This is a genomic window from Rahnella contaminans (assembly GCF_011065485.1).
Classification (GTDB): domain Bacteria; phylum Pseudomonadota; class Gammaproteobacteria; order Enterobacterales; family Enterobacteriaceae; genus Rahnella; species Rahnella contaminans.
This window is the reverse complement of record NZ_JAADJS010000001.1, coordinates 1,177,209-1,203,919: the sequence shown is the minus strand read 5'-3', so window position 1 is coordinate 1,203,919 and position 26,711 is coordinate 1,177,209. Positions and strand designations below refer to the sequence as shown.

General features: G+C 55.9%; 23 protein-coding genes. 17 read left to right on the top strand and 6 right to left on the bottom strand.

The window, feature by feature from the left end; genetic code table 11:
- The first annotated feature begins 117 nt into the window (after nucleotides 1–117).
- From flgE to flgL, 8 genes are all read left to right on the top strand, one after another.
- Nucleotides 118–1,359 carry a flagellar hook protein FlgE gene (gene flgE / locus GW579_RS05350; RefSeq protein WP_165057934.1) on the top strand — a complete coding sequence of 414 codons (1,242 nt, stop codon included), beginning with the start codon at nucleotides 118–120 and terminating at the stop codon, nucleotides 1,357–1,359.
- Nucleotides 1,360–1,386: 27 nt separating this feature from the next.
- The gene (locus GW579_RS05345; RefSeq protein ID WP_152326916.1) at nucleotides 1,387–2,142 is read left to right on the top strand and encodes a flagellar basal body rod protein FlgF; all 756 of its coding nucleotides are present in this window, start codon (nucleotides 1,387–1,389) and stop codon (nucleotides 2,140–2,142) included.
- A gap of 21 nt (nucleotides 2,143–2,163) precedes the next feature.
- Nucleotides 2,164–2,946, top strand: a complete 783-nt coding sequence (gene flgG, locus GW579_RS05340) for a flagellar basal-body rod protein FlgG (RefSeq protein ID WP_152326917.1) — start codon at nucleotides 2,164–2,166, stop codon at nucleotides 2,944–2,946.
- Nucleotides 2,947–3,074: 128 nt separating this feature from the next.
- On the top strand, nucleotides 3,075–3,779 hold the full coding sequence (locus tag GW579_RS05335) for a flagellar basal body L-ring protein FlgH (protein ID WP_152326918.1): 705 nt from the start codon (nucleotides 3,075–3,077) through the stop codon (nucleotides 3,777–3,779).
- A 10-nt stretch (nucleotides 3,780–3,789) separates the two neighbouring features.
- Complete coding sequence (locus GW579_RS05330; RefSeq protein ID WP_152326919.1) at nucleotides 3,790–4,896, top strand: flagellar basal body P-ring protein FlgI; 1,107 nt, start codon at nucleotides 3,790–3,792, stop codon at nucleotides 4,894–4,896.
- Entirely contained in the window at nucleotides 4,896–5,864 is a 969-nt protein-coding gene (flgJ, locus tag GW579_RS05325) for a flagellar assembly peptidoglycan hydrolase FlgJ (protein WP_165057931.1), read from the top strand. The genes GW579_RS05330 and flgJ overlap by 1 nt, the downstream gene beginning before the upstream one ends.
- 141 nt (nucleotides 5,865–6,005) lie before the next feature.
- Entirely contained in the window at nucleotides 6,006–7,658 is a 1,653-nt protein-coding gene (gene flgK, locus GW579_RS05320) for a flagellar hook-associated protein FlgK (RefSeq protein WP_165057929.1), read from the top strand.
- A gap of 27 nt (nucleotides 7,659–7,685) precedes the next feature.
- Nucleotides 7,686–8,648 carry a flagellar hook-associated protein FlgL gene (gene flgL, locus GW579_RS05315; RefSeq protein WP_165057927.1) on the top strand — a complete coding sequence of 321 codons (963 nt, stop codon included), beginning with the start codon at nucleotides 7,686–7,688 and terminating at the stop codon, nucleotides 8,646–8,648.
- Between the two features lie 304 nt (nucleotides 8,649–8,952).
- Here the strand turns inward: flgL and GW579_RS05310 are convergent, their stop codons facing one another.
- From GW579_RS05310 to lsrR, 4 genes are all read right to left on the bottom strand, one after another.
- Nucleotides 8,953–9,648, bottom strand: a complete 696-nt coding sequence (locus GW579_RS05310; protein WP_165057925.1) for a CidB/LrgB family autolysis modulator — start codon at nucleotides 9,646–9,648, stop codon at nucleotides 8,953–8,955.
- Nucleotides 9,641–10,045, bottom strand: coding sequence for a CidA/LrgA family protein (locus GW579_RS05305; protein WP_152326924.1), 405 nt, complete (start codon nucleotides 10,043–10,045; stop codon nucleotides 9,641–9,643). Before GW579_RS05305 ends, GW579_RS05310 begins: the two co-directional genes overlap by 8 nt.
- A 434-nt stretch (nucleotides 10,046–10,479) precedes the next feature.
- Nucleotides 10,480–12,072 (bottom strand): autoinducer-2 kinase, encoded by a 1,593-nt coding sequence (gene lsrK / locus GW579_RS05300; RefSeq protein ID WP_165058729.1) that lies wholly within the window; start codon nucleotides 12,070–12,072, stop codon nucleotides 10,480–10,482.
- 70 nt (nucleotides 12,073–12,142) lie between these two features.
- Complete coding sequence (lsrR, locus tag GW579_RS05295; protein WP_152326925.1) at nucleotides 12,143–13,117, bottom strand: transcriptional regulator LsrR; 975 nt, start codon at nucleotides 13,115–13,117, stop codon at nucleotides 12,143–12,145.
- A 231-nt stretch (nucleotides 13,118–13,348) separates the two neighbouring features.
- Here lsrR and lsrA point away from each other — a divergent pair, with 231 nt between their 5' ends.
- Genes lsrA through lsrG form a run of 6 tightly spaced genes read left to right on the top strand, consistent with a single transcriptional unit; the run spans nucleotide 13,349 to nucleotide 19,249 of the window.
- Nucleotides 13,349–14,926 (top strand): autoinducer 2 ABC transporter ATP-binding protein LsrA, encoded by a 1,578-nt coding sequence (gene lsrA, locus GW579_RS05290; protein ID WP_165057923.1) that lies wholly within the window; start codon nucleotides 13,349–13,351, stop codon nucleotides 14,924–14,926.
- The gene (gene lsrC, locus GW579_RS05285) at nucleotides 14,920–15,990 is read left to right on the top strand and encodes an autoinducer 2 ABC transporter permease LsrC (RefSeq protein WP_165057921.1); all 1,071 of its coding nucleotides are present in this window, start codon (nucleotides 14,920–14,922) and stop codon (nucleotides 15,988–15,990) included. The genes lsrA and lsrC overlap by 7 nt, the downstream gene beginning before the upstream one ends.
- Before the next feature lie 4 nt (nucleotides 15,991–15,994).
- The gene (lsrD, locus tag GW579_RS05280) at nucleotides 15,995–17,017 is read left to right on the top strand and encodes an autoinducer 2 ABC transporter permease LsrD (RefSeq protein ID WP_165057920.1); all 1,023 of its coding nucleotides are present in this window, start codon (nucleotides 15,995–15,997) and stop codon (nucleotides 17,015–17,017) included.
- 25 nt (nucleotides 17,018–17,042) lie between these two features.
- Nucleotides 17,043–18,047 (top strand): autoinducer 2 ABC transporter substrate-binding protein LsrB, encoded by a 1,005-nt coding sequence (gene lsrB, locus GW579_RS05275; protein WP_374101295.1) that lies wholly within the window; start codon nucleotides 17,043–17,045, stop codon nucleotides 18,045–18,047.
- Nucleotides 18,048–18,079: 32 nt separating this feature from the next.
- On the top strand, nucleotides 18,080–18,955 hold the full coding sequence (lsrF, locus tag GW579_RS05270) for a 3-hydroxy-5-phosphonooxypentane-2,4-dione thiolase (protein WP_152326930.1): 876 nt from the start codon (nucleotides 18,080–18,082) through the stop codon (nucleotides 18,953–18,955).
- A 3-nt stretch (nucleotides 18,956–18,958) separates the two neighbouring features.
- Nucleotides 18,959–19,249 (top strand): (4S)-4-hydroxy-5-phosphonooxypentane-2,3-dione isomerase, encoded by a 291-nt coding sequence (gene lsrG, locus GW579_RS05265; protein WP_152326931.1) that lies wholly within the window; start codon nucleotides 18,959–18,961, stop codon nucleotides 19,247–19,249.
- A gap of 305 nt (nucleotides 19,250–19,554) precedes the next feature.
- Here lsrG and xylB read toward each other — a convergent pair whose 3' ends face one another.
- Nucleotides 19,555–21,006: a xylulokinase gene (gene xylB, locus GW579_RS05260; protein WP_165057918.1), complete on the bottom strand. Its 1,452-nt coding sequence runs from the start codon at nucleotides 21,004–21,006 to the stop codon at nucleotides 19,555–19,557.
- 139 nt (nucleotides 21,007–21,145) lie between these two features.
- The gene (gene xylA, locus GW579_RS05255) at nucleotides 21,146–22,465 is read right to left on the bottom strand and encodes a xylose isomerase (protein ID WP_165057916.1); all 1,320 of its coding nucleotides are present in this window, start codon (nucleotides 22,463–22,465) and stop codon (nucleotides 21,146–21,148) included.
- A gap of 383 nt (nucleotides 22,466–22,848) precedes the next feature.
- On the opposite strand from xylA, the gene xylF reads away from it, so the two are divergent.
- The 3 genes from xylF to xylH all read left to right on the top strand — a co-directional run bounded on the left by xylF (nucleotide 22,849) and on the right by xylH (nucleotide 26,642).
- Nucleotides 22,849–23,841: a D-xylose ABC transporter substrate-binding protein gene (gene xylF, locus GW579_RS05250; RefSeq protein ID WP_152327189.1), complete on the top strand. Its 993-nt coding sequence runs from the start codon at nucleotides 22,849–22,851 to the stop codon at nucleotides 23,839–23,841.
- Between the two features lie 67 nt (nucleotides 23,842–23,908).
- Complete coding sequence (locus tag GW579_RS05245; protein WP_165057914.1) at nucleotides 23,909–25,450, top strand: xylose ABC transporter ATP-binding protein; 1,542 nt, start codon at nucleotides 23,909–23,911, stop codon at nucleotides 25,448–25,450.
- Nucleotides 25,443–26,642, top strand: a complete 1,200-nt coding sequence (gene xylH / locus GW579_RS05240; protein ID WP_229893360.1) for a xylose ABC transporter permease XylH — start codon at nucleotides 25,443–25,445, stop codon at nucleotides 26,640–26,642. The genes GW579_RS05245 and xylH overlap by 8 nt, the downstream gene beginning before the upstream one ends.
- Nucleotides 26,643–26,711 lie beyond the last annotated feature (69 nt).

The window sequence follows — 26,711 nt, the reverse complement described above, 5'->3', positions numbered from 1 at the left end:
GAGGGTTGGGGTGGGGTCCGAATGGCAACGCAGTCGCTGCCTGCAAAGTCCCCTCCCAACCTCCCCCTTCTCAGGGGGAGGAGCTACAAACACTACACACAGTAAAATGGAGCTAACATGAGCTTTTCCCAAGCAGTCAGCGGCCTGAGCGCGGCATCGACCAACCTCGACGTGATTGGTAACAACATCGCCAACTCCGCCACCGTTGGTTTTAAGACAGCCACCGCCTCTTTTGCCGATATGTTTGCCGGTTCTCAGACCGGTATGGGCGTAAAAGTCGCCGCTGTCACACAGAACTTTAACGACGGTACCACCACCAACACCTCCCGCGGGCTGGATGTGGCACTGAGCGGTAACGGTTTCTTCCGTCTGACCGACAGCAGCGGTGCGGTTTACTACTCCCGCAATGGCCAGTTCTCCCTCGATGCGAACCGTAATCTGGTGAACATGCAGGGGCTGAGCGTGACCGGTTACCCGGCGACTGGTACACCGCCAACTATCGCCGCGGGCGCACAGCCTGTTGCACTGAGCGTCCCGACCACCATGATGAGCGCGAAAGCCACCACCGCAGCCACCATGGTGGCCAACCTGAACTCAACCGACACCGTGCCAACCACGGCAACGTTTAGCAGCAGCGATGACACCAGCTACAACTACGTCAACAGCATCACCACCTATGACTCACAGGGTAACGCGCACGATAACAACCTGTACTTCGTGAAAACCTCTGCGAACAACTGGGATGTGTACGCTCAGGACGGCAGCGTTTCAGGTTCAACGGCGGCCAAAATTGGTTCTCTTCAATACGACACCAGTGGCGCACTGGTCAGCACCACCGACGCAACAGGCGCTGCCAACGCGGGTCTGGCACTGACATTGCCGATGAACACCGCCACCAACGGTACGGTGACGCCGCAAACCGTGTCTCTGGATTTCACCGGCAGTATTCAGCAGAGCACCGGCAGCGACAGCATCGGTTCCCAGAATCAGGATGGTTATGCAGCAGGCCAGATGACCGGCTACACCATCAATGACGACGGCACCATTTCCGGGACTTACTCCAACAATAAAACCCAGTTACTGGGACAAATTGTGCTGAGTAACTTCTCCAACCCTGAAGGTCTGAAATCTGAAGGCGATAACGTGTGGACGGCGACCTCTTCTTCAGGTCAGGCCGTGACCGGTATCGCGGGTCAGGGCGGTTTGGCGTCCATGACCAGTGGCGCACTGGAATCTTCCAACGTCGATCTGAGTGCGGAGCTGGTCAACATGATCGTGGCTCAGCGTAACTATCAGTCGAATGCGCAGACCATCAAAACTCAGGACTCCATCCTGAACACGTTGGTTAACCTGCGCTAACGCGCGACTTAAAAACAGGGCAGCACTATGGATCGCGCTATCTACACCGCGAGCGGCGCAGCCAGCCAGACGCTGGTTCAGCAGTCGGTCACGTCAAGTAACCTGGCTAACGCTTCAACACCGGGCTTTCGCGCACAGCTTTTAGCCATGCGCGCCGTACCGGTGGATGGCGAAAGCCTGCAAACGCGTACGCTGGTCACGGCGTCCACACCGGGCGCAGACATGACTCAGGGGAAACTTAACTACACCGGTCGTCCGCTGGATGTGGCTTTACAGCAGGATGGTTTCCTGGCGGTGCAGATGCCTGATGGCACTGAAGCGTACACACGCAACGGTGACATGCAGGTCTCACCTACCAACCAGCTGACCATTCAGGGTCATCCGGTGATGGGGGATAACGGGCCAATCGAAGTTCCGCCGCAGTCTCAGCTCACGATTTCTGCGGACGGGACCATTGCTGTCCTGGAAGCCGGCGCTGATCCCAACACCATGGGGCAGCTCGGCAAACTGAAACTGGTGAAGGCGGCTGGCAATGAAGTGACCCGCGGAGACGACGGCATGTTCCGTCCGACCGCCGCGACGGCGCAAGCCCGGGGCGCGACATTGCAGGCCGATCCGACCATTCACGTGATGCCCGGAACACTCGAAGGCAGTAACGCGGATCCGGTTTCGACCATGGTTGACATGATAGCCAACGCACGCCGCTTTGAGATGCAGATGAAAGTCATCCACAGCGTCGATGAAAATGAACAGAGTGCCAACAATCTGCTGTCAATGAGCTGATGATGGCAGAGGAGTAATGACATGATCCCATCGCTATATATTGCGAAGACCGGGCTGGATGCCCAGCAGACCAACATGGATGTTATCGCCAACAACCTGGCGAACGTCAGCACCAACGGCTTCAAACGCCAGCGTGCGGTTTTCGAAGATTTGCTGTACCAGACAGTCCGTCAGCCAGGTGCACAGTCTTCTGAACAGACGAACCTGCCTTCCGGTTTGCAAATCGGTACCGGTGTTCGTCCGGTTTCGACCGAGCGCCTGTTTTCACAGGGCAACCTGTCGCAGACCAGCAACAGTAAAGACATCGCGATCAAAGGCGAAGGTTTCTTCCAGGTGCAGCTGCCCGATGGCACCACCGCCTATACCCGCGACGGTTCTTTCCAGGTTGATCAGAACGGCCAGCTGGTCACTTCCAGCGGCTACCAGATCATCCCTGCGATCACCATTCCGGCGAATGCCCTGAGCATGACCGTGGGTCGTGACGGTATCGTCAGCGTGACTGTGCAAGGGCAGACCGCCGCACAACAGGTCGGCCAGCTGACGCTGAGCACCTTCATCAACAACAGCGGCCTGGAATCTATGGGTGAAAACCTGTACCAGGAAACCCAAAGTTCTGGCGCACCAACAGACAGCACGCCGGGTCTGAACGGTGCGGGCCTGTTGTATCAGGGTTATGTCGAAACCTCTAACGTCAACGTGGCGGAAGAGCTGGTCAACATGATCCAGACGCAGCGTGCTTACGAAATCAACAGTAAAGCGGTGTCCACGTCGGACGAAATGCTGCAAAAACTTTCTCAGCTGTAAGTTTTTGTGGTGGTAAGAAAAATAAGAGGGCAGGGGCAAATTTGCTTCTGCCCTGAACCGGTTCAGATCCCTACCAGGTCGATTTTTTTAAGGCGATAACTGTGGTGACCAAAAAAATAACGTCGGTAATGACTTCTTATACAGACCGACCAGGCAAGCTGGTGCTGCCGCTGTTAGTCACGTTACTGGCGAATGGCTGTGCGTATATGCCCCATACTCCGCTGGTACCCGGCGCAACGTCCGCCGCGCCTGCACCTGCCGCACCGCCGGTTCCCAACGGTTCGATTTTCCAGTCCGTTCAGCCGATGAACTATGGTTATCAGCCTCTGTTTGAAGACCGCCGTCCACGTAACGTCGGTGACACTCTGACTATCGTCTTGCAGGAAAACGTGAGTGCGAGCAAAAGCTCCTCAGCGAACGCCAGCCGCAACGGGTCAACCACCTTTGGTGCCGCCACTGCGCCCCGCTATCTTGAAGGCCTGTTCGGCAATGCGCGCGCCGATGTCGATATGAGCGGTGCCAACACCTTCGCCGGGAAAGGCGGTGCGGCGGCCAACAACACCTTCAGCGGCACACTGACCGTGACGGTTGCGGAAGTGCTGGCTAACGGCAACCTGAAAGTTGTCGGTGAAAAACAAATCGAGATTAATCAGGGAACCGAATTTATCCGGTTCTCCGGTGTGGTCAACCCACGCACCATCAGCGGTGCCAACGCCGTTATCTCCACGCAGGTGGCTGATGCGCGCATCGAATACGTGGGCAACGGCTACATCAATGAAGCGCAGAACATGGGCTGGTTGCAGCGGTTCTTCCTAAACTTATCGCCGTTATAACGAGGCAATCATGCGAAAATTCCTTTCCGGTGTTATCTGTCTGGCGATGTCCGCCCTGGTGGTACTGCCCGCATCCGCCGACCGTATTCGTGATTTGACGACGGTACAAGGTGTGCGTGATAACGCCCTGATCGGCTACGGCTTAGTCGTTGGTCTCGACGGAACCGGTGACCAGACCACGCAGACGCCATTTACCACCCAGACGCTGACCAACATGTTGTCTCAGTTAGGGATCACCGTCCCGGCGGGCACCAACATGCAGTTGAAAAACGTGGCAGCCGTGATGGTTACCGCCAAAATGCCGCCATTCTCACGCGCCGGTCAGGCGATTGATGTCGTGGTTTCCTCAATGGGTAATGCCAAAAGCATCCGCGGCGGAACTTTGCTGATGACGCCAATGAAAGGGGTCGATAATCAGGTATACGCGCTGGCGCAGGGTAACGTGCTGGTCGGCGGTGCCGGGGCTTCTGCCGGCGGCAGCAGCGTAACGGTTAACCAGGTTTCCGGTGGCCGTATTACCGGCGGGGCGACCATTGAACGCGAACTGCCAAGCACCTTCGGCACCGAAGGCGTGATTAACCTTCAGCTTAATGATGAAGACTTCAATCTCGCGCAGCAGGTCAGCGACGCCATTAACCGTCAGGGAATGGGTTCTGCCTCGGCGCTGGATTCCCGCAATATTCAGGTCATCGTGCCGCGCGGCAATACCTCGCAGGTGCGCATTCTGGCGCAGATTCAGAACATCGAAGTCAACGTCGGGCCAATGGATGCGAAAGTGATCATCAACTCCCGTACCGGCTCGGTGGTGATGAACCGCGACGTGACGCTCGACAATTGCGCCGTGGCGCAGGGCAATCTGTCTGTGGTGGTCGATCGCCAGAACGACGTCAGCCAGCCGAATACGCCATTTGGCGGCGGCCAGACCGTCGTGACGCCAAATACCAATATTTCCGTCCGTCAGTCCGGGGGTTCTATTCAGCAGGTGCGGTCGAGCGCCAGTCTGAACAACGTGGTCCGCACACTTAACGCGTTAGGCGCGACGCCTATCGATCTGATGTCCATCCTGCAGGCGATGAAAACAGCCGGCTGCCTGCGTGCTGATTTGGAAATTATCTGATGAGCGATCTGATGTCGATGTCAGGGGCGTTTGACCCGCAGGGTGCGGCGTACGACACGAATTCCCTGAACAAACTGAAGCGGGACGTTTCGCAGGATCCGCAGGCCCACATCAAAGAAGTCGCTAAACAGTTCGAAGGCGTCTTCGTGCAGATGATGTTGAAAAGCATGCGTCAGGCGCTGCCGCAGGGCGGGATCCTCGATAACCAGTCCACCAAGCTTTATACATCGATGTACGATCAGCAAATTGCGCAGGACATGTCCGACAAAGGGTTGGGCATGGCCGACATGATGGTGGAACAGCTGACCGGCGGCTCAAAACAGCCGTCTGAACTGGCGGGCACAACGCCAATGGCGCTCGACGGCGAAGTGCTGAAAACCATGCCCATTCAGGCGATGGAACAGTATCTGCGCAAAGTCATTCCGACCGCGCCGGATCGCACCACCGGCGGCGCGCCACTGCCAACCGACAGCGGCCAGTTCGTCTCCAGCCTGAGTATTCCGGCGCAGGTGGCGAGTAAAGACAGCGGCATCTCCCATCAGCTGATTGTGGCGCAGGCCGCACTGGAATCCGGCTGGGGTCAGCGCGAAATTCCAACCGCCGACGGTAAGCGCAGCTACAACCTGTTCGGCATCAAAGCCGGCAGCAGCTGGGACGGCCCGACGACCAATATCACTACCACGGAATATGCCAACGGCGTGGCGAAAAAAGTTCAGGCCAGTTTCCGTGTTTACGGCTCTTACGTGGAAGCGATCAGCGACTACATCAAACTGCTCACCAACAACCCGCGCTACGCCCAGGTGGCGTCCGCGAATACGCCTGAACAGGCCGCGCATGCACTGCAACGCGCGGGCTATGCGACGGATCCGAATTATGCCGAAAAACTGGTGAGTGTGATCCAGAAAATCAAAGGTGCGGGCGAGCAGGCTGTGAAAGCTTACAGCCATGATTTAAAAGATATTTTTTAGTGCCGCAAAAGCGTGTTTTTTTTCTCAAGTTTTAGCCGTACAGGCCGATAACACGTTAAGAATGGGAAAAGGGGAAAGCCCCGTTTCAGTTCCCTTAATTACACGGTGGTAAAAAAGTCACCGGCAGCCAAAAGGTCACTCATGTCCAGTAGCTTAATTAATACCGCAATGAGCGGACTGAACGCAGCGCAGGCCGCGCTCAGTACCACCGGCAACAACATCGCGAACGTCAGCGTAGCCGGTTATAATCGCCAGACTGCCATCATCACTCAGAGCAACGGGACGTCGACGTCTGCCGGGTATATTGGCAATGGTGTGACGGTGACGGGCGTGAACCGTGAGTACAACTCTTTTGTCGTGAAGCAACTGCTGGGCGCGAGCGCGACAGGCAGTGCGCTGTCAACGCAGCTTGATCAGGCCAGCTCCATCGATGATTTGCTGGGTGACAGCTCGACCGGTATCGATGCCACCATGGCAACGTTCTTTACCGGCCTGCAAACGCTGACCAGCAACGCCAGCGACAGCTCGGCGCGTCAGGCCGTTTTGGGTGAAGCGCAGGGTTTAACCGCGCAGTTCAACAGTTCGGCGAAATACCTGAGCGACATGAATACCGCCGTTAACCAGCAAATTACGCAGAACGTTGATCAGATCAACACCTATGCGGCGCAGATTGCCAAGCTGAATAACCAGATTACCGCGACGCGCGGCAGCAGCGGGCAGGAACCTAACGCCTTGCTCGATCAGCGTGATCAACTGGTCAGTCAGCTTAATGACATTACCGGTGTGACCGTCACGCAGCAGGACGGTGATACGTACAACGTTTCCTTTGCTAACGGTACGCCGCTGGTGAGTGGCGGAACGTCGAAAACGGTTGTGGCAATACCGTCCAGCGCGGATCCGTCAAAACTGACGGTCGGCATGACCCAGCCTGATGGCACGGTTTCACAAATTCAGGAAAGCCGTCTGACTACCGGTTCACTCGGTGGCACACTGGCATTCCGCAAAGACAACCTGGAACCGGCGATCAACCAGCTGGGTCAGCTTGCGCTGTCCATGGCAGATGCCTTCAACAGCACCAACAAAGCCGGTTTTGATCTCAACGGTGACGCCGGTACAGATTTCTTCTCGTTCACCGGCGCAACTACGGTGGCGAATACCAAAAACACCGGCACTGCGGACGTGAGTGTGGCTTATAAAGACACCACCGCTGTGAAAGCCAGCGATTACACCATGGCTTACGACGGTACATCGTGGAACGTCACCCGCGTTTCCGATGGCGCAAAAATCACGCCAACGGCAGGCACCGACAGCAGCGGTAATCCGACGATGGACTTTGACGGCCTATCCGTTTCCGTCACCGGAACGCCAGCCACTAACGACAGCATCACCATCAAAACGGTGAGCAACGTTGCCGGCAGCATTAATGTCGCTATCAATGATTCTTCCCTGATTGCCGCCGCAGGCGCAGCAGACAGCGGCGTCAGCGATAACACCAACGCCCAAAAATTGCTGAACCTGCAAACCGCAAAACTGGTGGAAGGTAAATCTACCCTGACCGGCGCGTATGCCAGCCTGGTGAGTAATGTCGGTAACCAGGTTGCCACGCTGACCACCACCAGCACGGCGCAGGCCAATATCGTGACGCAACTGACCACGCAACAGCAGTCTATCTCCGGGGTTAACCTCGATGAAGAATACGGCGATCTGCAACGTTACCAGCAATATTATCTGGCGAACGCGCAGGTTGTGCAGACGGCTTCGACCATCTTTGACGCGATCATCAACATTCGCTGATCTTTGAACTGATAAGGAACTGATGCCATGCGCCTTAGTACCAACATGATTTACGACCAGAACATGAACGCGGTGTTAGAGGGTCAGAACCGTTTCCAGGCGACCGGTTTACAGCTGTCCACCGGCTCGAAAGTCAGCAAGCCTTCTGATGATCCGCTGGCCGCTTCGCAGGCCGTTCTGGTTCGTCAGGCACAGGCTGAAAACAGCCAGTTTTCCGTGGCGCGTACCTTTGCCAACCAGAGTATGAGTCAGGAAGAATCGACGTTAAGCAGCGTGACATCCACCATTCAGGATGCGCAGACGCTGATTGTCCAGGCCGGTGACGGTTCCCTGAGCGACGACGACCGTTCCTCTCTGGCGACCAAACTGGAAAGCCTGAAGTCACAGTTACTGAACCTGGCAAACAGCACCGACGGCAATGGCCGTTACATTTTTGCCGGTTACAAAAGTGATACGCCGCCGTACACGCAGGACGCGACAACGGGCGCTGTAACCTATTCCGGTGGCACAACGGCGCTGACCCAGCAGGTTGATGCCAGCCGTACCATGACCATCAGCCATACCGGTAATCAGGTTTTCGATACCCTGACTGGCGATGCGAAAGCGGAACCCGATGGCTCCGCCAGCGAATCCGATATTTTCAAAACCATCGACGGTGCGCTGACTGCGCTGAAAACACCTTCTGCGGATTACACTTCTGATACTGAATATTCAGATGCGATCGACAAAGCCAACCGCGGGCTGAGCAACTCACTCAACAACGTGCTGTCTGTGCGTTCAGAGTTGGGTACCCAGATGAGCGAACTGGATAACCTGGATACGCTCGGAGATAACCGCGAAGTGGCAAACTCGACCAAACTCAGTAATCTGGTCGATACCGAATGGACATCCGCAATTTCGACGTACACGCTGCAACAGGTCGCGCTTCAGGCCTCTTACAAAACCTACAGCGCCATGCAGGGGATGTCCCTGTTCCAGATGAATTCTTAATTCTTCCGGCGCGTCTTCTGACGCGCCCGCTTACTCTCTTCGTTATCGACTGCCGTCTGTGGCTAAAGCAGACACGCAGGCCCTTTTCTGATTGTACTTAAACCGGGTACCTTCAGCTTTGTATGTCACTTTTTCTAAGGTTGAAGTGACATACGCTTTTTCCTCTTCCTATTCCGAACTGGCTCAGCGCTGGAGCCTTCGCTCACCCGGGTCACATACTTATTGTATGCTCCCGGGGATTCGTTCAGTTGCCGCCTCGATCCAATCCGGACTATTTCGGAGAAAAGGTGATCAATGAAACGGCCTAATGACCCAATAAGGCGAGCAGGACGGGGAACAGGAACGGGGCGAGGAGGGAGGTGATAATCCCGCAAATGACCAGCGCCAGCGAACTGAACGCGCCTTCCTGATAATCCATTTCTGCGCAACGTGCGGTGCCGAGTGCGTGAGAGGCGGTGCCCATCGCCAGACCGCGTGAGGCTTTGGTGGTGATCTTCAGCACATTCAGAATGCTGTGACCAAAGACTGCGCCCAGGATCCCGACAAAAATAACGCACACGGCGCTGATGGCCGGAATTCCGTGAATGGATTGCGCGGTGGCCATCGCAATCGGCGTGGTGACGGATTTAGGCATGACAGACGCGGCAATTTCCGGCGTCGCCCCCATCCATAACGCAATTGCAGTACCGGTGGTCATCGCCACGATGCTGCCGATAAAACAGATGCTGATGATGGATTTCCACCGCGCGCGGATCTGGTGCAGTTGCTCATAAAGCGGAAACGCCAGCGCGACGACGGCGGGTTGCAGCAAATCGTTGAGAATTTTACTGCCGGCAAAATAGCGCGTGTAAGGGATATTCATGACCAGCAGCAGAGGGATGATAATCACCATCGACATCAGCAGCGGATTGAGTAACGGCATTTTGAGTTTGATTGCCAGCTTGCGTGCAGCGAAAAACACCAGCAGCGTCAGCGGAAGTGACCACAGAATATCAATCATTTTTCTTCTCCGCCTTGTCAGTCACCGCACCGCGATCGCCATGAATATAGTGGGAACAATAGGCGACGACCAGCAACACAATAATCGTACTCACCAGACAAGACACCACCAGCGGACCGAACTGTGTCCGCAGCTGTTCGTAGTAATTCATCACCCCGACGCCGATGGGCACGAACAGCAACGCCATATAACGGATGAGAACATTGCAGCCCGGTTTGACCCATTTAAACGGCAGAATTTGCGTGGAAAGCAGCCCGAAGAGGATCAGCATCCCGATGATGCTGCCGGGAATAGTGATCGGTAAAAGAGATGAAATCGCGTTCCCGGCGAACAGACAGAGGTATATCAGGATAAATGCCCGGATATAGTGAAAAGCCAGAGATAATGCGTTGTTCATAGTGATTTGCCCGCTTGAATGATGTATTCATCATACAATTAAGATGTGATCTGCGCCACATAACCAAGTATGAAATTTAGGAATGAAGTGTATTCGATTGCGGAGATCGCCGCATTGCGATTTTCAATTGCGGGCTGGTGCAAGTTTCGGTTTCTCAGTAGCAGTGATCACCGCACCAGGCGGTTTTAAAAGCAGTACGGCGCAAGTTTCGGTTTCTCAATAGCAGTGATCACTTAACGTGCTGCGCCGAAACCGACCAAAGAGCCCAGGACGGGGCCTCTTTGGAATCTCCACGTCTTTTACAACACGCGCAGCCGCTCGCAGTTAAAAAGCGCGGGTGTCCGGAGGGCGCGCGCGTTAACGCGCCCTTTGGGCCAGTTTGGGCGGCGAGAGCCAAGGTCTTGAAGTTTTTTTTAAACCATCCACCTTTAGCATCACAACCCGGGTGCTTTCCACATCGACGTCGTCAGTTGCCTGTCCACCAGCCTCAGCTGATCCGCGTACACTTCCTGCCAGTTGGCTTTCTGCACCCGATACTTCGCGTGATTCGCCACGTCCGGCTGATATTCCCGTTCCCAGCGCACCAGTGCTTCTCCGGTATCGGCCAGCGAGGCATAAACGCCTGCCGCGACACCGGCCGCAATCGCGCAGCCCAACGCGGTGGCTTCTTTCACGACCGGCACGCTGACCGGAACGCCGGTGACATCACTCAGAATCTGACACCACAGCTTTCCTTTCGAACCGCCGCCGGAGAACACCAGCGATTTTGCGCGCACGCCGGAAAAGCGGGCGATCATATCCAGATTACAGGCCGAGACGATGGCGGCATTTTCCTCGAGCGCGCGGAACAGCGTCGGTTTGTTGCACTTTTCCGGGTCGATGGACAGATTGATAAACGACGGCGCGGCGTGATACCAGTTTTTAAAATGCATTGCATCGGAGAAGACCGGCGTCACGCCCCACGAACCCACCGGCACGCGCGCGGCCATGTCTTCCAGCAGGCTGTAAGCATCTACGCCCAGCCGTCCGGCGAGGGTTTTCTCTTCGGTGCAGAATGCGTCGCGGAACCAACGCATCGTCAGGCCGGTAAAGAAACTGATGGATTCGGCCTGCGCCATGCCGGGAATGACGTGCGGATTGACGCGGATGTTCATCTCCGGATCGGTGACCGGCTCCGGTAAATTCACAATCTGCTGCCAGAAAGTACCGCCTAAAACGGCGGTCTGACCGGGGCGCACCAGCCCTAAACCGAGGGTGCCGAGCTGGGCATCGCCGCCGCCCATGCCGACGGGCGTGCCGGCTTTCAGGCCGCTGAGTTCCGCCGCGCTGGCGGTGACATAGCCCAGACGCGTGCCGGTTTCGGCGACGGGGGAAAGCATATCGGCGCGCAGCCCGGCCATGTCTAACAGCTCAGGCCGCCAGTTGCGGGTCGCCAGATCCAGCATGCCGGTGGTGCCGGCGTTAGACGGGTCAACTGCCAGCTCGCCGCTGAGCATACAGGCCAGCCAGTCGCTGATCATGGTGACGGTCGCGGCCTGACGGTAAATGTCTGGCCGATGGTGCGCCAGCCACAGCAGGCGTGGCATAGCGCTGAGCGCCAGCGTCTGGCCGGAGCATTCATACACTTCGCGTTCAAATTCGAAATCGTGGATTTCTTTCAGCTCGGAAACTTCACGGCTGGCGCGGGCATCAACGTTAGCGCAGGCCCAGATCGGTTCACCGGATTTATCGTAAAGCACAATCCCTTCGCGCATTGAACAGGCGGCGACGGCGCGGATGGCTGAGGCGGGGAGATGCGCTTCGTGCAGCGCCTGGCGGATACACTGGCAGGCGAGCTGCCAGTTTTTATGCAGATCAAACTCCATCGAACCGGGCACATCCGGCAGTGCCAGATGGATCCACTCGGCCTGTCCGGCGGCAATCTGTTCGCCTTCGAGATTGAAAATCACCGCACGGATACTGCCGGTACCGGCATCCAGCGCCATTAAATAGCTACGATCGTCGTCAGAGTTCAGGGTAGAGGTCATCGCTACGTTCTCTCGTGCCAGTTTATCGGGCACCGTTTACCTGACCGCCACACCCCTCACTCCCTGCGGGTCAGTCGAGCAACGCCAGCATGGCTCTTGCTGTGCTCTCTTCAGTAACCAGTGCGTTAATTCGTTTGCCTTTCAGCGCCGCGACGATGGCTTCGGCTTTCTCGACGCCGCCTGCCACCCCTAAAACAGTCGGAATACTTGCAAGATCCGCGGGCGCGACGGCGATCAGTTCATCGTGGATCGCCATGTTTTCCGCCAGCTCGCCGCTTCGCTGCATAAAGAAGCCGAGGATGTCGCCGACCGCGCCTTTGCGACCAAACAGCAACTGTTCGCCTTCGCTGATATAACCGGAGCGCAAGATCGTCGCTTCCTGTTTCTGGTTCAGCGAACCGATGCCGACCACCGCAATATCCGCCGCGCAGGCCGCCAGCATCACGTCATGAACATTGCGTTCCTGCCGGAAAATCGCCGCCACGCTGGCCGATGAGGCACGCAGTGGCGCGGGAATAATGCTGACACCGCAGGCCGCGTCGAGCTGCCCGATGCCGGTCATATACGGGCCGACACCGCCGGAAAGCGTGACCATCCTGATCTGCTGTGAGGCGATAAAGCCGCTCAGATGTTGCAGCGTACTCATGGCCGTTTCGCCAAATCCGACCGCCAGCAGTTGTTCAGGTTTCAGCAAAGTCATCAGCATATGCGCCGCGCCGACACCCAGACGGGCACTCAGCGAACCGTCGGCAAGCTGCGGCAGGACGCGGATCTGCTGTAAACCAAAACGTTCGAGCAGGGTGTTTTCCAGCGCCAGACACCCCTCAAAACGCGAGTTGATTTGCACGCGGATCACCCCGGATTGCCGGCCTTTTTCCAGCAGACGCGACACTTTCAGCCGCGTCAGGCCAAGTCGTTCACCAATCTCATTCTGGGTCAGACCGTCGTGGTAATAGAACCAGGCGGTGCGCGCCAGCAGTTCTTCTTCGCCCATGCTGAATTCCGGAAGGTTAGTCAGATCAGAAAGCGTTGTCTTATCATTCATAGTGAACACTTATCAAAATGTAGATCAATTGTTCGTCAACGAAATGTTGTTAACTGTGATGTGTTTGGCAAATTCCAAATGAATTCTGGTTGAATCATATCGCAGACTCTATGAGTTGAACAAACTGTGATCAGCGCAAAAGTTTTCCTCAGCGCGTCAGACTAGGTTTATGAACAATGTTAAATTATAAATACATTTGTTCATTAAATGTATCCGGCCTGAGGTTGATGTATGCAACACAGCGAGCATTCAGCACATTCCCCGATATCTGCCGCGCCACTGCTGGAAGTGAGCGGTGTCAGTAAAAGCTTTTCCGGCGTGGCGGTGCTGAAAGATATCGATTTCAGCCTGCAACGTGGAGAAGTGCATGCGCTGCTCGGCGGCAATGGCGCGGGGAAATCCACGCTGATGAAAATCATTGCCGGTGTTGAAACCGCAGACTGCGGCAGGATGCTGTTAAACGGTGAACCGCTGCTGGCACGCTCGCCTGCGAAAGCACATCAGGCCGGAATCTATCTGGTGCCGCAGGAACCGATGCTATTTCCCAGCCTGACCGTGCGCGAAAACATCCTCTTCCGTTTACCGGCGCATCAGAACAGCGAGATAAAGCTGCAACAAACCCTGACGGAACTGGGCTGCAATCTGCCGCTCGGCGCGCTGGCGGGCACATTAGAAGTCGCCGATCAGCAACTGGTGGAAATCCTGCGCGGGCTGATGCGCGACGCCCGTCTGCTGATCCTCGATGAACCGACCGCCTCGCTGACACCGGCGGAATCCGCCCGCTTATTCACTCAGGTTCGTCATCTGACGGCGGGCGGCGTGGGTGTGGTGTTTATCTCGCACAAACTGCCTGAGATCCGCGCCATCAGTGACCGTGTCAGCGTCATGCGCGACGGCAAAATTGCCCTGAGCGGTACGCTCACCGAATTGGATAACGACGCCTTAATTCGTGCCATTACACCCCACACGCAGGATGCCGCCTTACCGGCAGAACAAAAACTGTGGCTGGATTTACCCGGCACGCGTCGCCAGGCGTCAGCAGGAAACAGGGGGGTGAGCGAGCCGGTTTTAGAGGTGCTCAATCTCACCGGTGAAGGGTTTATCAATATTTCCTTTAGCGTCCGCGCCGGGGAAATCGTCGGGCTGGCAGGCGTTGTGGGGGCAGGGCGCACCGAACTGGCGGAAACGCTTTACGGCCTGCGTGATGCCCAAAGTGGTCAGGTTCTTCTGATGCAGCAAGACATCAGCGGGCTGAATACCGTACAACGCCTGAAAAAGGGGCTGGTTTATCTGCCGGAAGACCGGCAGGCGTCCGGCTTATACCTTGATGCGCCGCTGAGCTGGAACACCACGTCGCTGACGTTTAACCGGCAAAGCTGGTGGCTGAATATCAAACGTGAAGCGGCGGTACTGGAGCGTTATCACCGCGCGCTGGGCATCAGATATCGCGACGGCGCACAAACGGCGCGCACGCTCTCCGGCGGGAATCAGCAAAAACTGCTCATTGCCAAATGTCTGGAAGCGCAACCGGCGGTGCTGATTGTCGATGAACCGACGCGCGGCGTTGACGTTGCCGCCCGCGCCGACATCTATCAGCTGTTGCGAAACGTCGTGGAACAGAACGTCGCGGTCATTCTGATTTCATCGGATCTGGACGAAATAGAAGGGCTGGCCGACCGCGTTTTCGTCATGCATCAGGGCGAAATGAGTGGCGAATTGCAGGGCAGTGAAATCAACGTTAACAACATCATGCACATTGCCTTTGGTAATCATCCCCAGACGGCAGACACCGGAGGAACCTCATGCTGAAGCGGATCCAAAACAACCGTGAACTGACCGCGCTGATGGCGATTATTGCGCTGTTTGCGCTGCTCGGGGTGATGGACAACCAGTCGTTCAGCTTCCAGACGCTGAGCATGATTTTCGGCAGCGCGCAGATCCTGATGCTGCTGGCGATGGGCGCAACGCTGGTCATGCTGACGCGCAACATAGACGTCTCGGTAGGGTCAATCACCGGCCTTTGCGCGGTGACGCTCGGCGTTTTGCTTAACAGCGGCGTTGACCTGACGCTGGCTTGCCTGCTGACGCTCGGCACCGGTTTGCTGTCGGGATTGTTCAACGGCGTACTGGTCGCCTGGCTGCGCATCCCGGCGATTGTTGCCACGCTGGGGACGCTCGGTTTATACCGCGGCCTGATGTTGCTCATGACCGGCGGTAAATGGATTGAAGGCTTACCCGCCGGGCTGAAATCCCTGTCGGCCCCGGTGTTTCTTAACGTCTCCGCGCTCGGCTGGCTGGTGATTGTTCTGCTGGTGGCGATGTTCTGTGTACTCAGCCGGACGGCGTTTGGCCGCAGCTTTTACGCGGTGGGCGATAACTTACAGGGCGCACGACAGCTCGGCGTGGCGGTTAACCGGGTGCGCATTCTCGCGTTTGGCATCAACGGCGTGATGGCCGCCATCGCGGGGATTGTTTTCGCCTCGCAAATCGGTTTCGTGCCTAACCAGACCGGCAGCGGGCTGGAAATGAAAGCCATCGCGGCCTGCGTACTGGGCGGGATCAGCCTGCTCGGCGGTACCGGCTCTATTCTCGGTGCAGTGCTGGGCGCGTATTTCCTGACGCAAATCGACAGCGTTCTGGTGTTGCTGCGCCTGCCTGCCTGGTGGAACGATTTTATCGCCGGACTGGTATTGCTCGGCGTTCTGGTGCTCGACGGTCGGTTGCGGCAGGCCTTGCAGAAAAATCTGCGCCGCCAGAAATATGCCCGTTTTCTGGCAGCCAGCCCGCCGGTTCAAAAGAAATCTGCCGGATATAAAAGCCAGCAGCCGAAACATCTCACACGCCGGTTAAGCACCGGTAAAAAAGCGGGGTGATGTGATGAATTCCTTACGCAACTACGGCTGGGAAGCAGCATTACTGGTGCTGCTGATCCTTGAAATTGCGCTATTCGGCATCGCAAACCCGCGCATGCTGGATGCCAATACGCTGCTGTTCAGCACCAGCGACTTCATCACTATAGGCATTGTGGCGCTGCCGTTAACGCTGGTGATTGTCAGCGGTGGCATTGATATTTCGTTCGGTTCGACCATCGGATTGTGTGCCATCGCGCTGGGCGTGTTGTGTCAGGCGGGGATTCCGCTGGTGGTCGCTATCATTCTGACGCTCGCGCTCGGTCTGGCCTGCGGCCTGCTCAATGCGGCACTCATTCTTTATACCGGCGTCAATCCGCTGGTGATCACCCTCGGCACGCTATACCTGTTTGGCGGCAGCGCCTTACTGCTTTCCGGGCTGGCGGGCGCGACCGGTTTTGAAGGAATCGGTAACTTCCCCGATGCGTTTACAAATATTGCGAATCAGGTGATTTTCGGTCTGCCGATGCCACTGCTGATTTTCCTGCTCGCCACGCTGTTTTTCTGGCTGCTGATGCACCGCAGCCGCACCGGCCGCAACGTCTTTCTTATCGGCCAGAATGCCCGCGTGGCACGCTACGGCGCGCTGCCGGTCAGCCGCACGGCGTTTGCGTTATACGGCATGACCGGGCTGGCGTCGGCGGTGGCGGCGATCGTCATGACCTCCTATTTCGGTTCCGCGCGTTCTGATCTCGGCGTCTCCTTGCTGATGCCCGCGATCACCGCCGTGGTGTTAGGCGGAGCCAATATTTACGGCGGCTCAGGTTCCATTCTCGGCACGGCGCTGGCGACGCTGCTGATCGGGTACTTACAGCAGGGTTTGCAGATGATCGGCGTATCCAGCCAGGTGTCCAGCGCGCTTTCGGGTGCGCTGCTGATTCTGGTGGTGATTGGCCGTTCTGCCAGCCTCAACCGTGGTCTTATCCGCAGTGTTTTCCAGCGTTATCGCCAGCGCGGGTCTGCGTCTTCTCCTTCTTTATTCACCAAATGAACCGGGGTGCAAGATGAATACAAAAATGCTGAAAACCATGCTAATCGCCAGCGCCGTGAGCCTTGCGTGCCTGAGTGCGCAGGCCGCTGAACGTATCGCGTTTATCCCGAAACTGGTGGGTGTCGGCTATTTCACCAGCGGTGGCAACGGCGCAACGGCGGCGGGCAAAGCGCTGGGCGTGGATGTCACTTACGATGGCCCGACCGAACCGAGCGTGTCCGGTCAGGTGCAGATGATCAATAACTTCGTCAATCAGGGCTACAACGCCATTGTGGTGGCGGCGGTTTCTCCGGACGGCCTGTGCCCGGCGCTCAAACGCGCCATGCAGCGCGGCGTGAAAGTGCTGACTTGGGATTCCGACACCAAACCGGAGTGCCGCTCAATTTACATCAATCAGGGCACACCGCAGCAGCTCGGTTCCATGCTGGTCGATATGACCTCCAGCCAGGTCACCAAAGAAAAAGCCAAAGTGGCATTCTTCTACTCCAGCCCGACGGTCACCGACCAGAACCAGTGGGTGAAAGAGGCGAAAGCCAAAATCGCCAAAGAGCATCCGGGCTGGGAGGTGGTGACCACGCAGTATGGCTATAACGACGCCACCAAATCACTGCAAACCGCCGAAGGGATCCTCAAATCTTACAGCGATCTGGATGCCATTATCGCGCCGGATGCCAACGCATTACCGGCGGCCGCGCAGGCGGCAGAAAACCTTAAACGCACTAATGTGACCATTGTCGGCTTCAGCACACCAAACGTTATGCGCCCGTACGTTGAGCGCGGCACGGTGAAACAGTTCGGCCTGTGGGACGTGGTCAGTCAGGGCAAAATTTCGGTTTACGTCGCCGATCAGTTACTGAAAAAAGGCGAGCTTAACGTGGGTGACAAGCTGGATGTGCCGGGCGTCGGAGCGGTGGAAGTGGTGCCGAACAGCGTGCAGGGCTACCAGTATGAGGCCAAAGGCAACGGCATCGTGTTATTGCCTGAGCGCGTGGTCTTCACCAAAGACAACATTGCGAAATACGATTTCTGACGATAACGGTTTGCAGCTAAGGAGATACTGAAATGGCAGATTTGGACGATATCAGAGACGGTAAAAACTTCGGCATCGGTACGCCGCAGGATAACCATGCGTTTTTCCTCAAGGGCAGCGGACAGCTCGACTGGGGAATGCAGTCCCGGCTGGCGCGGATTTTTAATCCGGATTCCGGCCGGACCGTCATGCTGGCGTTTGATCACGGATATTTTCAGGGGCCGACCACCGGCCTCGAACGCATCGACATCAATATTGCGCCGCTGTTTCCGCATACCGATGTGCTGATGTGTACCCGCGGCGTGCTGCGCAGCGTGGTGCCCGCCGCCATCAATAAACCGATCGTGATGCGCGCCTCCGGCGGCAATTCGATCCTGACTGAGCTTTCCAACGAAACGGTGGCGGTCGCCATTGAAGACGCGCTGCGCCTGAACGTTGCCGCGATGGCCGCACAGGTTTACATCGGTAGCGAACACGAACATCAGTCGATCAAAAACATCATTCAGCTGGTGGATCAGGGGATGCGTTACGGCATGCCGACGATGGCGGTCACCGGCGTCGGTAAAGACATGGCGCGCGACCAGCGATATTTCTCTCTGGCAACGCGCATTGCGGCAGAAATGGGCGCGAACATCATCAAAACTTACTACGTGGACAGCGGTTTCGAGCGCATCGCCGCCGGTTGTCCGGTACCGATTGTAATTGCCGGAGGTAAGAAACTGCCGGAACGCGAGGCCCTGGAAATGTGTTATCAGGCCATCGATCAGGGCGCATCGGGTGTGGATATGGGCCGCAACATCTTCCAGTCTGAATCGCCGGTCGCCATGCTGCACGCGGTCAAAGCGGTGGTGCATGAAAACGCCAGCGTTGCGCATGCCTACGAACTGTTCCTGAGTGAAAAGGGGTAAATCATGGAAGTGACGCTGGTTGAGATTAATGTGAAACCGGACAAAATTGACGAATTCCTGGAAGTGTTTCACGCCAATCATCTGGGCGCGGTAAAAGAAGAGGGCAACCTGCGGTTTGACGTGTTGCAGGATGAACACGAACCGACAAAGTTCTTCATCTACGAAGCCTACCGGGATAATGAAGCGGTGCTGGCGCACAAGAAAACGCCACATTATCTGAAATGCGTGGAGGCGCTGGAGGGGATCATGTCGGAGCCGAGGAAGAAAACGGTGTTTAAAGGGATATATCCGTAAGTGCCGGTCAACACCTTGGGCTCGCCGGCCAAACTGGCCCAGAGGGCGCGTAAGCGCGCACCCTCTGGACTCCCGCGCTTTTTCACTGCGCGCTTCCGCTCGCTGGCTATTTTCCAGCGGCTCCGGCTATTGCCGCAAAATCCCGCCGCTGCGCGGTTCCTTCCAGTTGGATTACAAACCGCGCGAAAAAATACGCGGTTTTCCACCTCTGGTCGGTTTCGGCGCGAACCGCTGAGCGATCACAGCAATTGAAAAACAGAAATATTCTCGGTCAGCTACGAATTGCCACGATGGTCAATCTACCATCACATCAGCCCCTCAAGCCTCACATACAACTCCCTGAAGACTTCGCGTCGCGCGAGATAATCTGTGTGCTTAGCCATGTCCGGCTCATGAACCTGCTCCAGCGGCAGCGGTGGTAAAAACTCTGCCATCGGTTTACGGGCATTCACGGCGATCTGCGCCAGTCTCGCTGCCCCTAGTGCCGGGCCGACATCCCCGCCGGTGCGGTACTCCAGCGTTTCACCGCTGATGTCTGCCAGCATCTGCCGCCAGTAAGGGCTGCGCGCGCCGCCGCCAATCAGGATGATGCTGTGCGGTTTCAGGCCGGTGGCGTGAAGCACATCCATGCCGTCGGCCAGTGCAAAACCGACGCCTTCCAGTACGGCGCGGGCGATATCCGACTGGCCGTGCTCATGCGTCAGGCCAAACAGCGTGCCTTTGGCATTCGGGTTGTTGTGCGGTGTGCGTTCACCGGAAAGATACGGCAGGAACCAGACCGGGGAAGCTGCAGGGGGCGTTTTTTCGGCGAGGCTGATGAGTTCACCCACGGAGGCGGTGCCGGTGAGTTTTGCTGCCCAATCCAGGCAGGACGCGGCGCTGAGCATCACGGACATCAGGTGCCAGGTATCGGGCAGGGCATGGCAGAAACTGTGGACGGCCTGCTGCGGATTACTGAGAAAACCGTCGCTGACCGCGAAGTAAACGCCGGATGTGCCCAGCGATAACATGGCTTGCCCGGTTTTATAGAGGCCGACGCCCACCGCGCCCGCCGCATTATCGCCACCGCCCGCAATCACCGGTACGGAATCCATTTTCCAGCGTGACGCGAGTTCCGGTAACAAGTGGCCGGTGATCTGATTGCCTTCAAACAGCGCGGGCATATGATCACGTGTGAGGCCGGTGGCGGCCAGCAACGTTTCGCTCCAGTCGCGTTTTGCGACGTCCAGCCACATTGTGCCCGCCGCGTCTGACATATCGCTGGCGAAAACGCCGGTCATCAGCCAGCGCAGATAATCTTTGGGTAATAAAACCTTATCGATTTTCGCAAATAATTCAGGTTCATTCTCACGCAGCCAAAGCAGCTTCGGCGCGGTAAAACCCGGCATCATCAGGTTGCCGGTGATCTGGCGCGAATCGGGGACGTTTTTTTCCAGTGTTTCGCACTGGCTGGAGCTGCGGCCATCGTTCCATAAAATCGCCGGGCGTAAAACCTGCTGATGAGCATCAAGCACAGTGGCACCGTGCATCTGGCCGGTCAGCCCGAGGGCTTTGACGTCTTTGAGCGCGTGTGTTTTGGCAAGCGCAGTCACCGCTTTATCCGTTGCGGCCCACCAGTCGGCAGGATTTTGTTCAGACCATAACGGGTGCGGACGGGAAAGGGTTAACGCCTCACTGTGGCTGGCAACAACCTGACCTTCTTCGCTGAGTAAAATGGCTTTCACGCCAGAGGTGCCCAGATCCAGACCAAGATACATACATTTTCCTTTTTCCTGCTCCACGCAGGGCGGTGATGACAACATGGGCGCGCGGGAGAAGGTTGATGGGTTAACCCGTTTCCTGAACGTTCCACGCCCTGCAAACCTCGGGCAGCAGGGCGTTTTCCATCCTGGTAAATTAACCAAACAGATAACGGTTAACCAGATTTTCGAGACGTTCCTGCTGGCCGCTCTGATGCTGAGGCGCTAACGCATGTTGCTGCGCGTAGTGGCTCAGGGACTCCAGCGACATTTTACCTTGCAGGATCTGCTGACCGAACTCGGTGTTCCAGCCCGCGTAACGCTGTGCGACGTGTTTATCCAGCTCGCGGCTTTCAATCATGCGCGCGGCGACTTTAAGCGCCAGCGCCATGGTGTCCATGCCGCCGATATGACCGTAGAACAGGTCATATTTGTCGGTGCTCTGACGACGTACTTTGGAATCGAAGTTCAGGCCGCCGGTGGTGAAGCCGCCCGCTTTAATGATTTCATACATTACCAGCGCGTTTTCTTCGACGCTGTTCGGGAACTGGTCGGTATCCCAGCCGCACTGCGGGTCGCCGCGGTTGGCATCCACGGAACCGAAGATCCCCAGTGCAATCGCATTGGCAATTTCATGGTGGAAAGAGTGACCCGCCAGCGTGGCGTGGTTAGCTTCGATGTTCACTTTGATCTCTTTTTCCAGCCCAAATTGCTTCAGGAAACCGTATACAGAAGCCACGTCATAATCGTACTGATGTTTGGTCGGTTCCTGCGGTTTTGGTTCGATAAGCAACGTGCCCTGAAAACCGATTTTGTGCTTGTGTTCAACGACCATTTGCATGAAGCGGCCAAGCTGTTCGCGTTCCTGGCGCAGGTCAGTATTGAGCAGGGTTTCGTAACCTTCACGGCCACCCCACAACACGTAATTTTCGCCGCCCAGTTGTTGGGTGGCGTTCATCGCGTGAACCACCTGTGTGGCTGCCCAGCTGTAGATTTCCGGATTGGGATTGGTGGCCGCACCCGCGCCGTAGCGGGGATTGGTGAAGCAGTTAGCCGTGCCCCACAAAAGTTTTATGCCGCTGGATTCCTGTTTTTGCGCCAGAACGTCGGTCATGATAGCGAAGTTATTAATGTATTCTTTGACCGTTGCGCCTTCCGGCGAGACATCGACATCGTGGAAGCAGTAGTAAGGGACGTTCAGTTTTTTGAAGAATTCGAAAGCCACGTCGGCTTTGCGTTTTGCCAGTTCCAGCGCATCACCGGGTTGCTGCCACGGGCGGTCAAAAGCGCCCACGCCGAACATATCGTTACCATTCCAGCAGAATGTGTGCCAGTAACACGCCGCAAAACGCAGATGCTCAGCCATGGTTTTGCCGAGGATCACTTCTTCAGGGTTGTAATGACGGAATGCCAGCGGGTTAGTGCTGTTAGCACCTTCGTAGCGAACGGCGTCGAGCTTGTCGAAATATGCGTGCATTGAATAACTCCTTGAAAACGGGCCCAGCGGGACTGGGAGGCTGAGCTTCTATCTTCGGAGTTGACGGGGCTTCTCACAATTACGTTATTTCACACTCAAATTAATAGAATTATTAAGTGTGCGTCAGATCGCATAAATAAGCCGTTCTGTTTAGCGTTTTTATTCGTTCTCCATGATGCCTCGAGAATAATTGCACTTATGTTGTGTTTATTACAATCAAACCATGATCCCCATCATAATTCCGAGAATAAACAAAAAAACATAACGCAGTGATTAAAATCTGCAATTGCCGATTAATAACCCAGCGTCAACAATCTTTGGGTCATTTCTGTACGAGTTTCTCTGTATCTGCCGCTTCTTATTCTTATAAAAGGTCTGACATGATGAAAATGAATAAAATAATTCTTTCTGCCTGTGCCGCTTTAGTATTGTTCAGCCAGTCAGGGCTCGCGAAAGAAATTAAAATTGGTATGGCAATTGATGACTTACGTTTAGAGCGCTGGCAAAAAGACCGCGATATTTTCGTGGCTAAAGCCAAAACGCTGGGCGCGGATGTTTTTGTTCAGTCTGCCAATGGCAATGAAGAAACACAGATGGCGCAGATCGAGAATATGATTAACCGGGGCGTCGATGTGCTGGTCATCATTCCTTATAACGGTGAAGTGCTGAGCAACGTGATAGCCGAAGCCAGGCGTGAAGGCATCAAAGTGCTGGCCTATGACCGTATGATCAACAACGCCGATATCGATTTTTATATCTCGTTTGATAACGAAAAAGTGGGCGAGCTTCAGGCGCAAAGCCTGGTAGACCGCGTGCCGCAGGGTAATTACTTCCTGATGGGCGGCTCGCCAGTGGATAACAACGCCAAGCTGTTCCGCGCAGGGCAAATGAAAGTGCTGAATCCGTTAATCAAAGACGGAAAGATCAAAGTGGTCGGCGATCAGTGGGCCGACGGCTGGCTACCGGAGAATGCGCTGAAGATCATGGAAAACGCGCTGACGGCCAATAACAACAAGATTGATGCGGTTGTGGCGTCCAACGATGCCACGGCGGGCGGTGCGGTTCAGGCCTTATCCGCACAGGGTCTGGCGGGCAAAGTTGCCATTTCCGGGCAGGACGCGGATCTGGCCGCTATCAAACGTATCGAAGCTGGCACACAGACCATGACGGTGTATAAACCCATCACAAAACTGGCCAACGATGCGGCGGAAATTGCTGTTCAGTTAGGCAAGGGGGAAACACCAAAATCTAACGCCACGTTAAATAACGGGAAAAAAGAAGTCCCTTCTTATTTATTAACACCGATTCAGGTCGATAAAAATAATATCGAAAGTACCGTGGTGGCTGACGGATTCCATAAAAAATCCGACCTTTAATTTTTCAATATTTTCTATGAAAACAACACGTCTTTGCGGCGTGTTGTTTTTATCAGGATAAAATACTATGCCAGAGAAATATGAAAAATCAGCCCTGCTGGATATGCGCAATATCACCAAGAAATTTGGCGCGGTCAAAGCCGTAGATAATATCAGCCTGACGTTATCGGCCGGGGAAGTGTTATCACTGTGCGGAGAGAATGGATCCGGTAAATCCACATTAATGAAAGTGTTATGCGGTATTTATCCCGGCGGCACGTATGAAGGGGAAATTTATTTCGCAGGGGAACGTCTGACCGCAAAAGGGATACGCGATACCGAACAAAAAGGGATTGCGATTATTCATCAGGAGTTGGCGCTGGTGAAACAACTCAGCGTGCTGGAAAACATGTTTCTGGGTAACGAGTGGGGCCGTTACGGAATGCTTGATACTGACAATATGTATTTGCGCTGCCAGCGCATGCTGGCGCAGGTGAAGCTGGATATCGACCCGCATACGCCGGTGGGTGAACTCGGCCTGGGTCAGCGTCAACTGGTGGAAATCGCCAAAGCGCTGAACAAACAGGTGCGTTTGCTGGTGCTGGATGAACCGACCGCGTCGCTTACCGAAAGCGAAACGGCCGTGCTTCTCGATATTATCCGCGACCTGAGGCATCACGATATCGCCTGTATTTATATTTCGCACAAGCTCAATGAGGTCAAAGCCATTTCGGACAAGCTGTGTGTGATCCGCGACGGTCGGCACATTGCGACCTGTGAGGCTGCCAGCACGTCGGAAAAAGACATTATTTCGATGATGGTAGGGCGTGAGCTGACCGAGCTGTTTCCTCCCCGTGAACGCCAGATTGGCGAGGAAGTGCTCCGCATCGAAAATCTCACGGCCTGGCATCCGGTAAACCGCCACATCAAACGCGTCGATAACGCCGGATTTACCCTGCATAAAGGCGAGGTGCTGGGCGTGGCCGGGCTGGTCGGGGCCGGGAGAACAGAAACGATGGAGTGTTTATTCGGAGTGTATCCGGGACGCTGGAACGGGGATATCTGGCTTGGCGGAGAGAAGGTGGAAATCAGCGGTTGCCGTGACGCCATGCGCCGTGGCCTGGCGATGGTGCCGGAAGATCGCAAACGCGACGGCATTGTGCCGGTAATGGCGGTGGGCAGCAATATCACGCTGGCGGCATTAGACCAGTTCAGCGGCGGTGGTGTGCTGCGCGAAGCGCAGGAGCAGCACACCATCAGCGAATCGGTCAGACAGCTCAAGATTAAAACGTCCTCGCCTGAGCTGGCGATTGGTCGTCTCAGCGGCGGTAATCAGCAAAAAGCCATTCTTGCCCGTTGCCTGTTACTCAAACCCAAAATCTTAATTCTCGACGAGCCGACGCGCGGCATCGACGTCGGGGCGAAACATGAAATCTACAAACTGATCGCCCAGCTGGCGGCACAGGGGATGGCGATTATTGTCATTTCCTCCGAATTACCCGAAGTGCTGGGGCTCAGCGACCGCATAGTGGTTATGCATCTCGGGCAGGTAAAGGCCTGTCTGGATAACAATAATTTAAGTCAGGAACAGGTTATGGAAGCTGCCCTGAGGAGTGAAGCTCATGTCTAAATTTCCCCAACCGGGAAACCCATCCGCTGCGGCGGGCGAGGGTGAAAACGGCCGTGCATTGTCTGTACCGAAGCTGAAGAACATCAACCTTCAGGTTTTTGTCATGCTGGCGGCCATTGCAGTGATCATCGTTTTTTTCAGCCTGACAACTGATGGCGCGTATATCAGTGCGCGTAACATTTCCAACCTGCTGCGCCAGACCGCCATCACCGGCATTTTGGCTGTGGGCATGGTCTTTGTGATTATCTCTGCCGAAATCGATTTGTCCGTCGGTTCGATGATGGGCCTGCTCGGTGGCGCAGCGGCCATTTTTGACGTCTGGTTAGGCTGGCCGTTACCGGTGACTATTATCGTCACGCTGGCGCTGGGACTGCTACTGGGTGCATGGAACGGCTGGTGGGTGGCTTACCGCAAAGTGCCTTCGTTTATCGTAACCCTCGCCGGAATGCTGGCGTTTCGTGGCATTCTGATTGGGATCACCAGCGGGACGACGGTTGCACCGACCACGCCGGCGATGTCCTTAATCGGCCAGAGTTATCTGCCCGATTCCTTCGGCTTTGGCATCGGCGCAGTTGCTCTGGCGTTGTTTATCGGCTGGCAATGGCGCCGTCGTAACCAGCGTGCTGCGCTCGGCCTGCCGGTCACGGCGGCGAAAAGCCACGTCACCCGTCAGGCGCTGACTGCAATTATTGCGCTGGGCGCGATTTATCTGCTCAACGATTATCGCGGCGTACCGACGCCGGTGCTGATTCTGGTGGCGCTGATGCTCGGCGGAATGTTCATGGCATCGCGCACGTCCTTTGGCCGCCGTATTTATGCTATTGGCGGCAACATCGAAGCCGCCAGACTGTCGGGTGTTAACGTCGAGCGCAGTAAGCTGGCGGTATTTGCCATCAACGGCCTGATGGTGGCGATTGCCGGGTTAATTCTGAGCTCACGTCTGGGCGCAGGTTCGCCATCAGCAGGTAACATTGCTGAGCTTGATGCGATTGCGGCCTGTGTCATTGGCGGCACCAGCCTGGCCGGGGGTGTCGGCAGCGTAGCCGGTGCGGTGATGGGCGCGTTTATCATGGCGTCGCTCGATAACGGCATGAGCATGCTCGATGTCCCGACGTTCTGGCAGTACATCGTCAAAGGCGCGATTTTACTGCTGGCGGTGTGGATGGATTCTGCGACTAAGCGCCGCGCATAACACCGCCGGTAAATCGTACGTTTACGGACAGTCACTCACAAAACTCCGAGGAGCTTCACATATTATGAT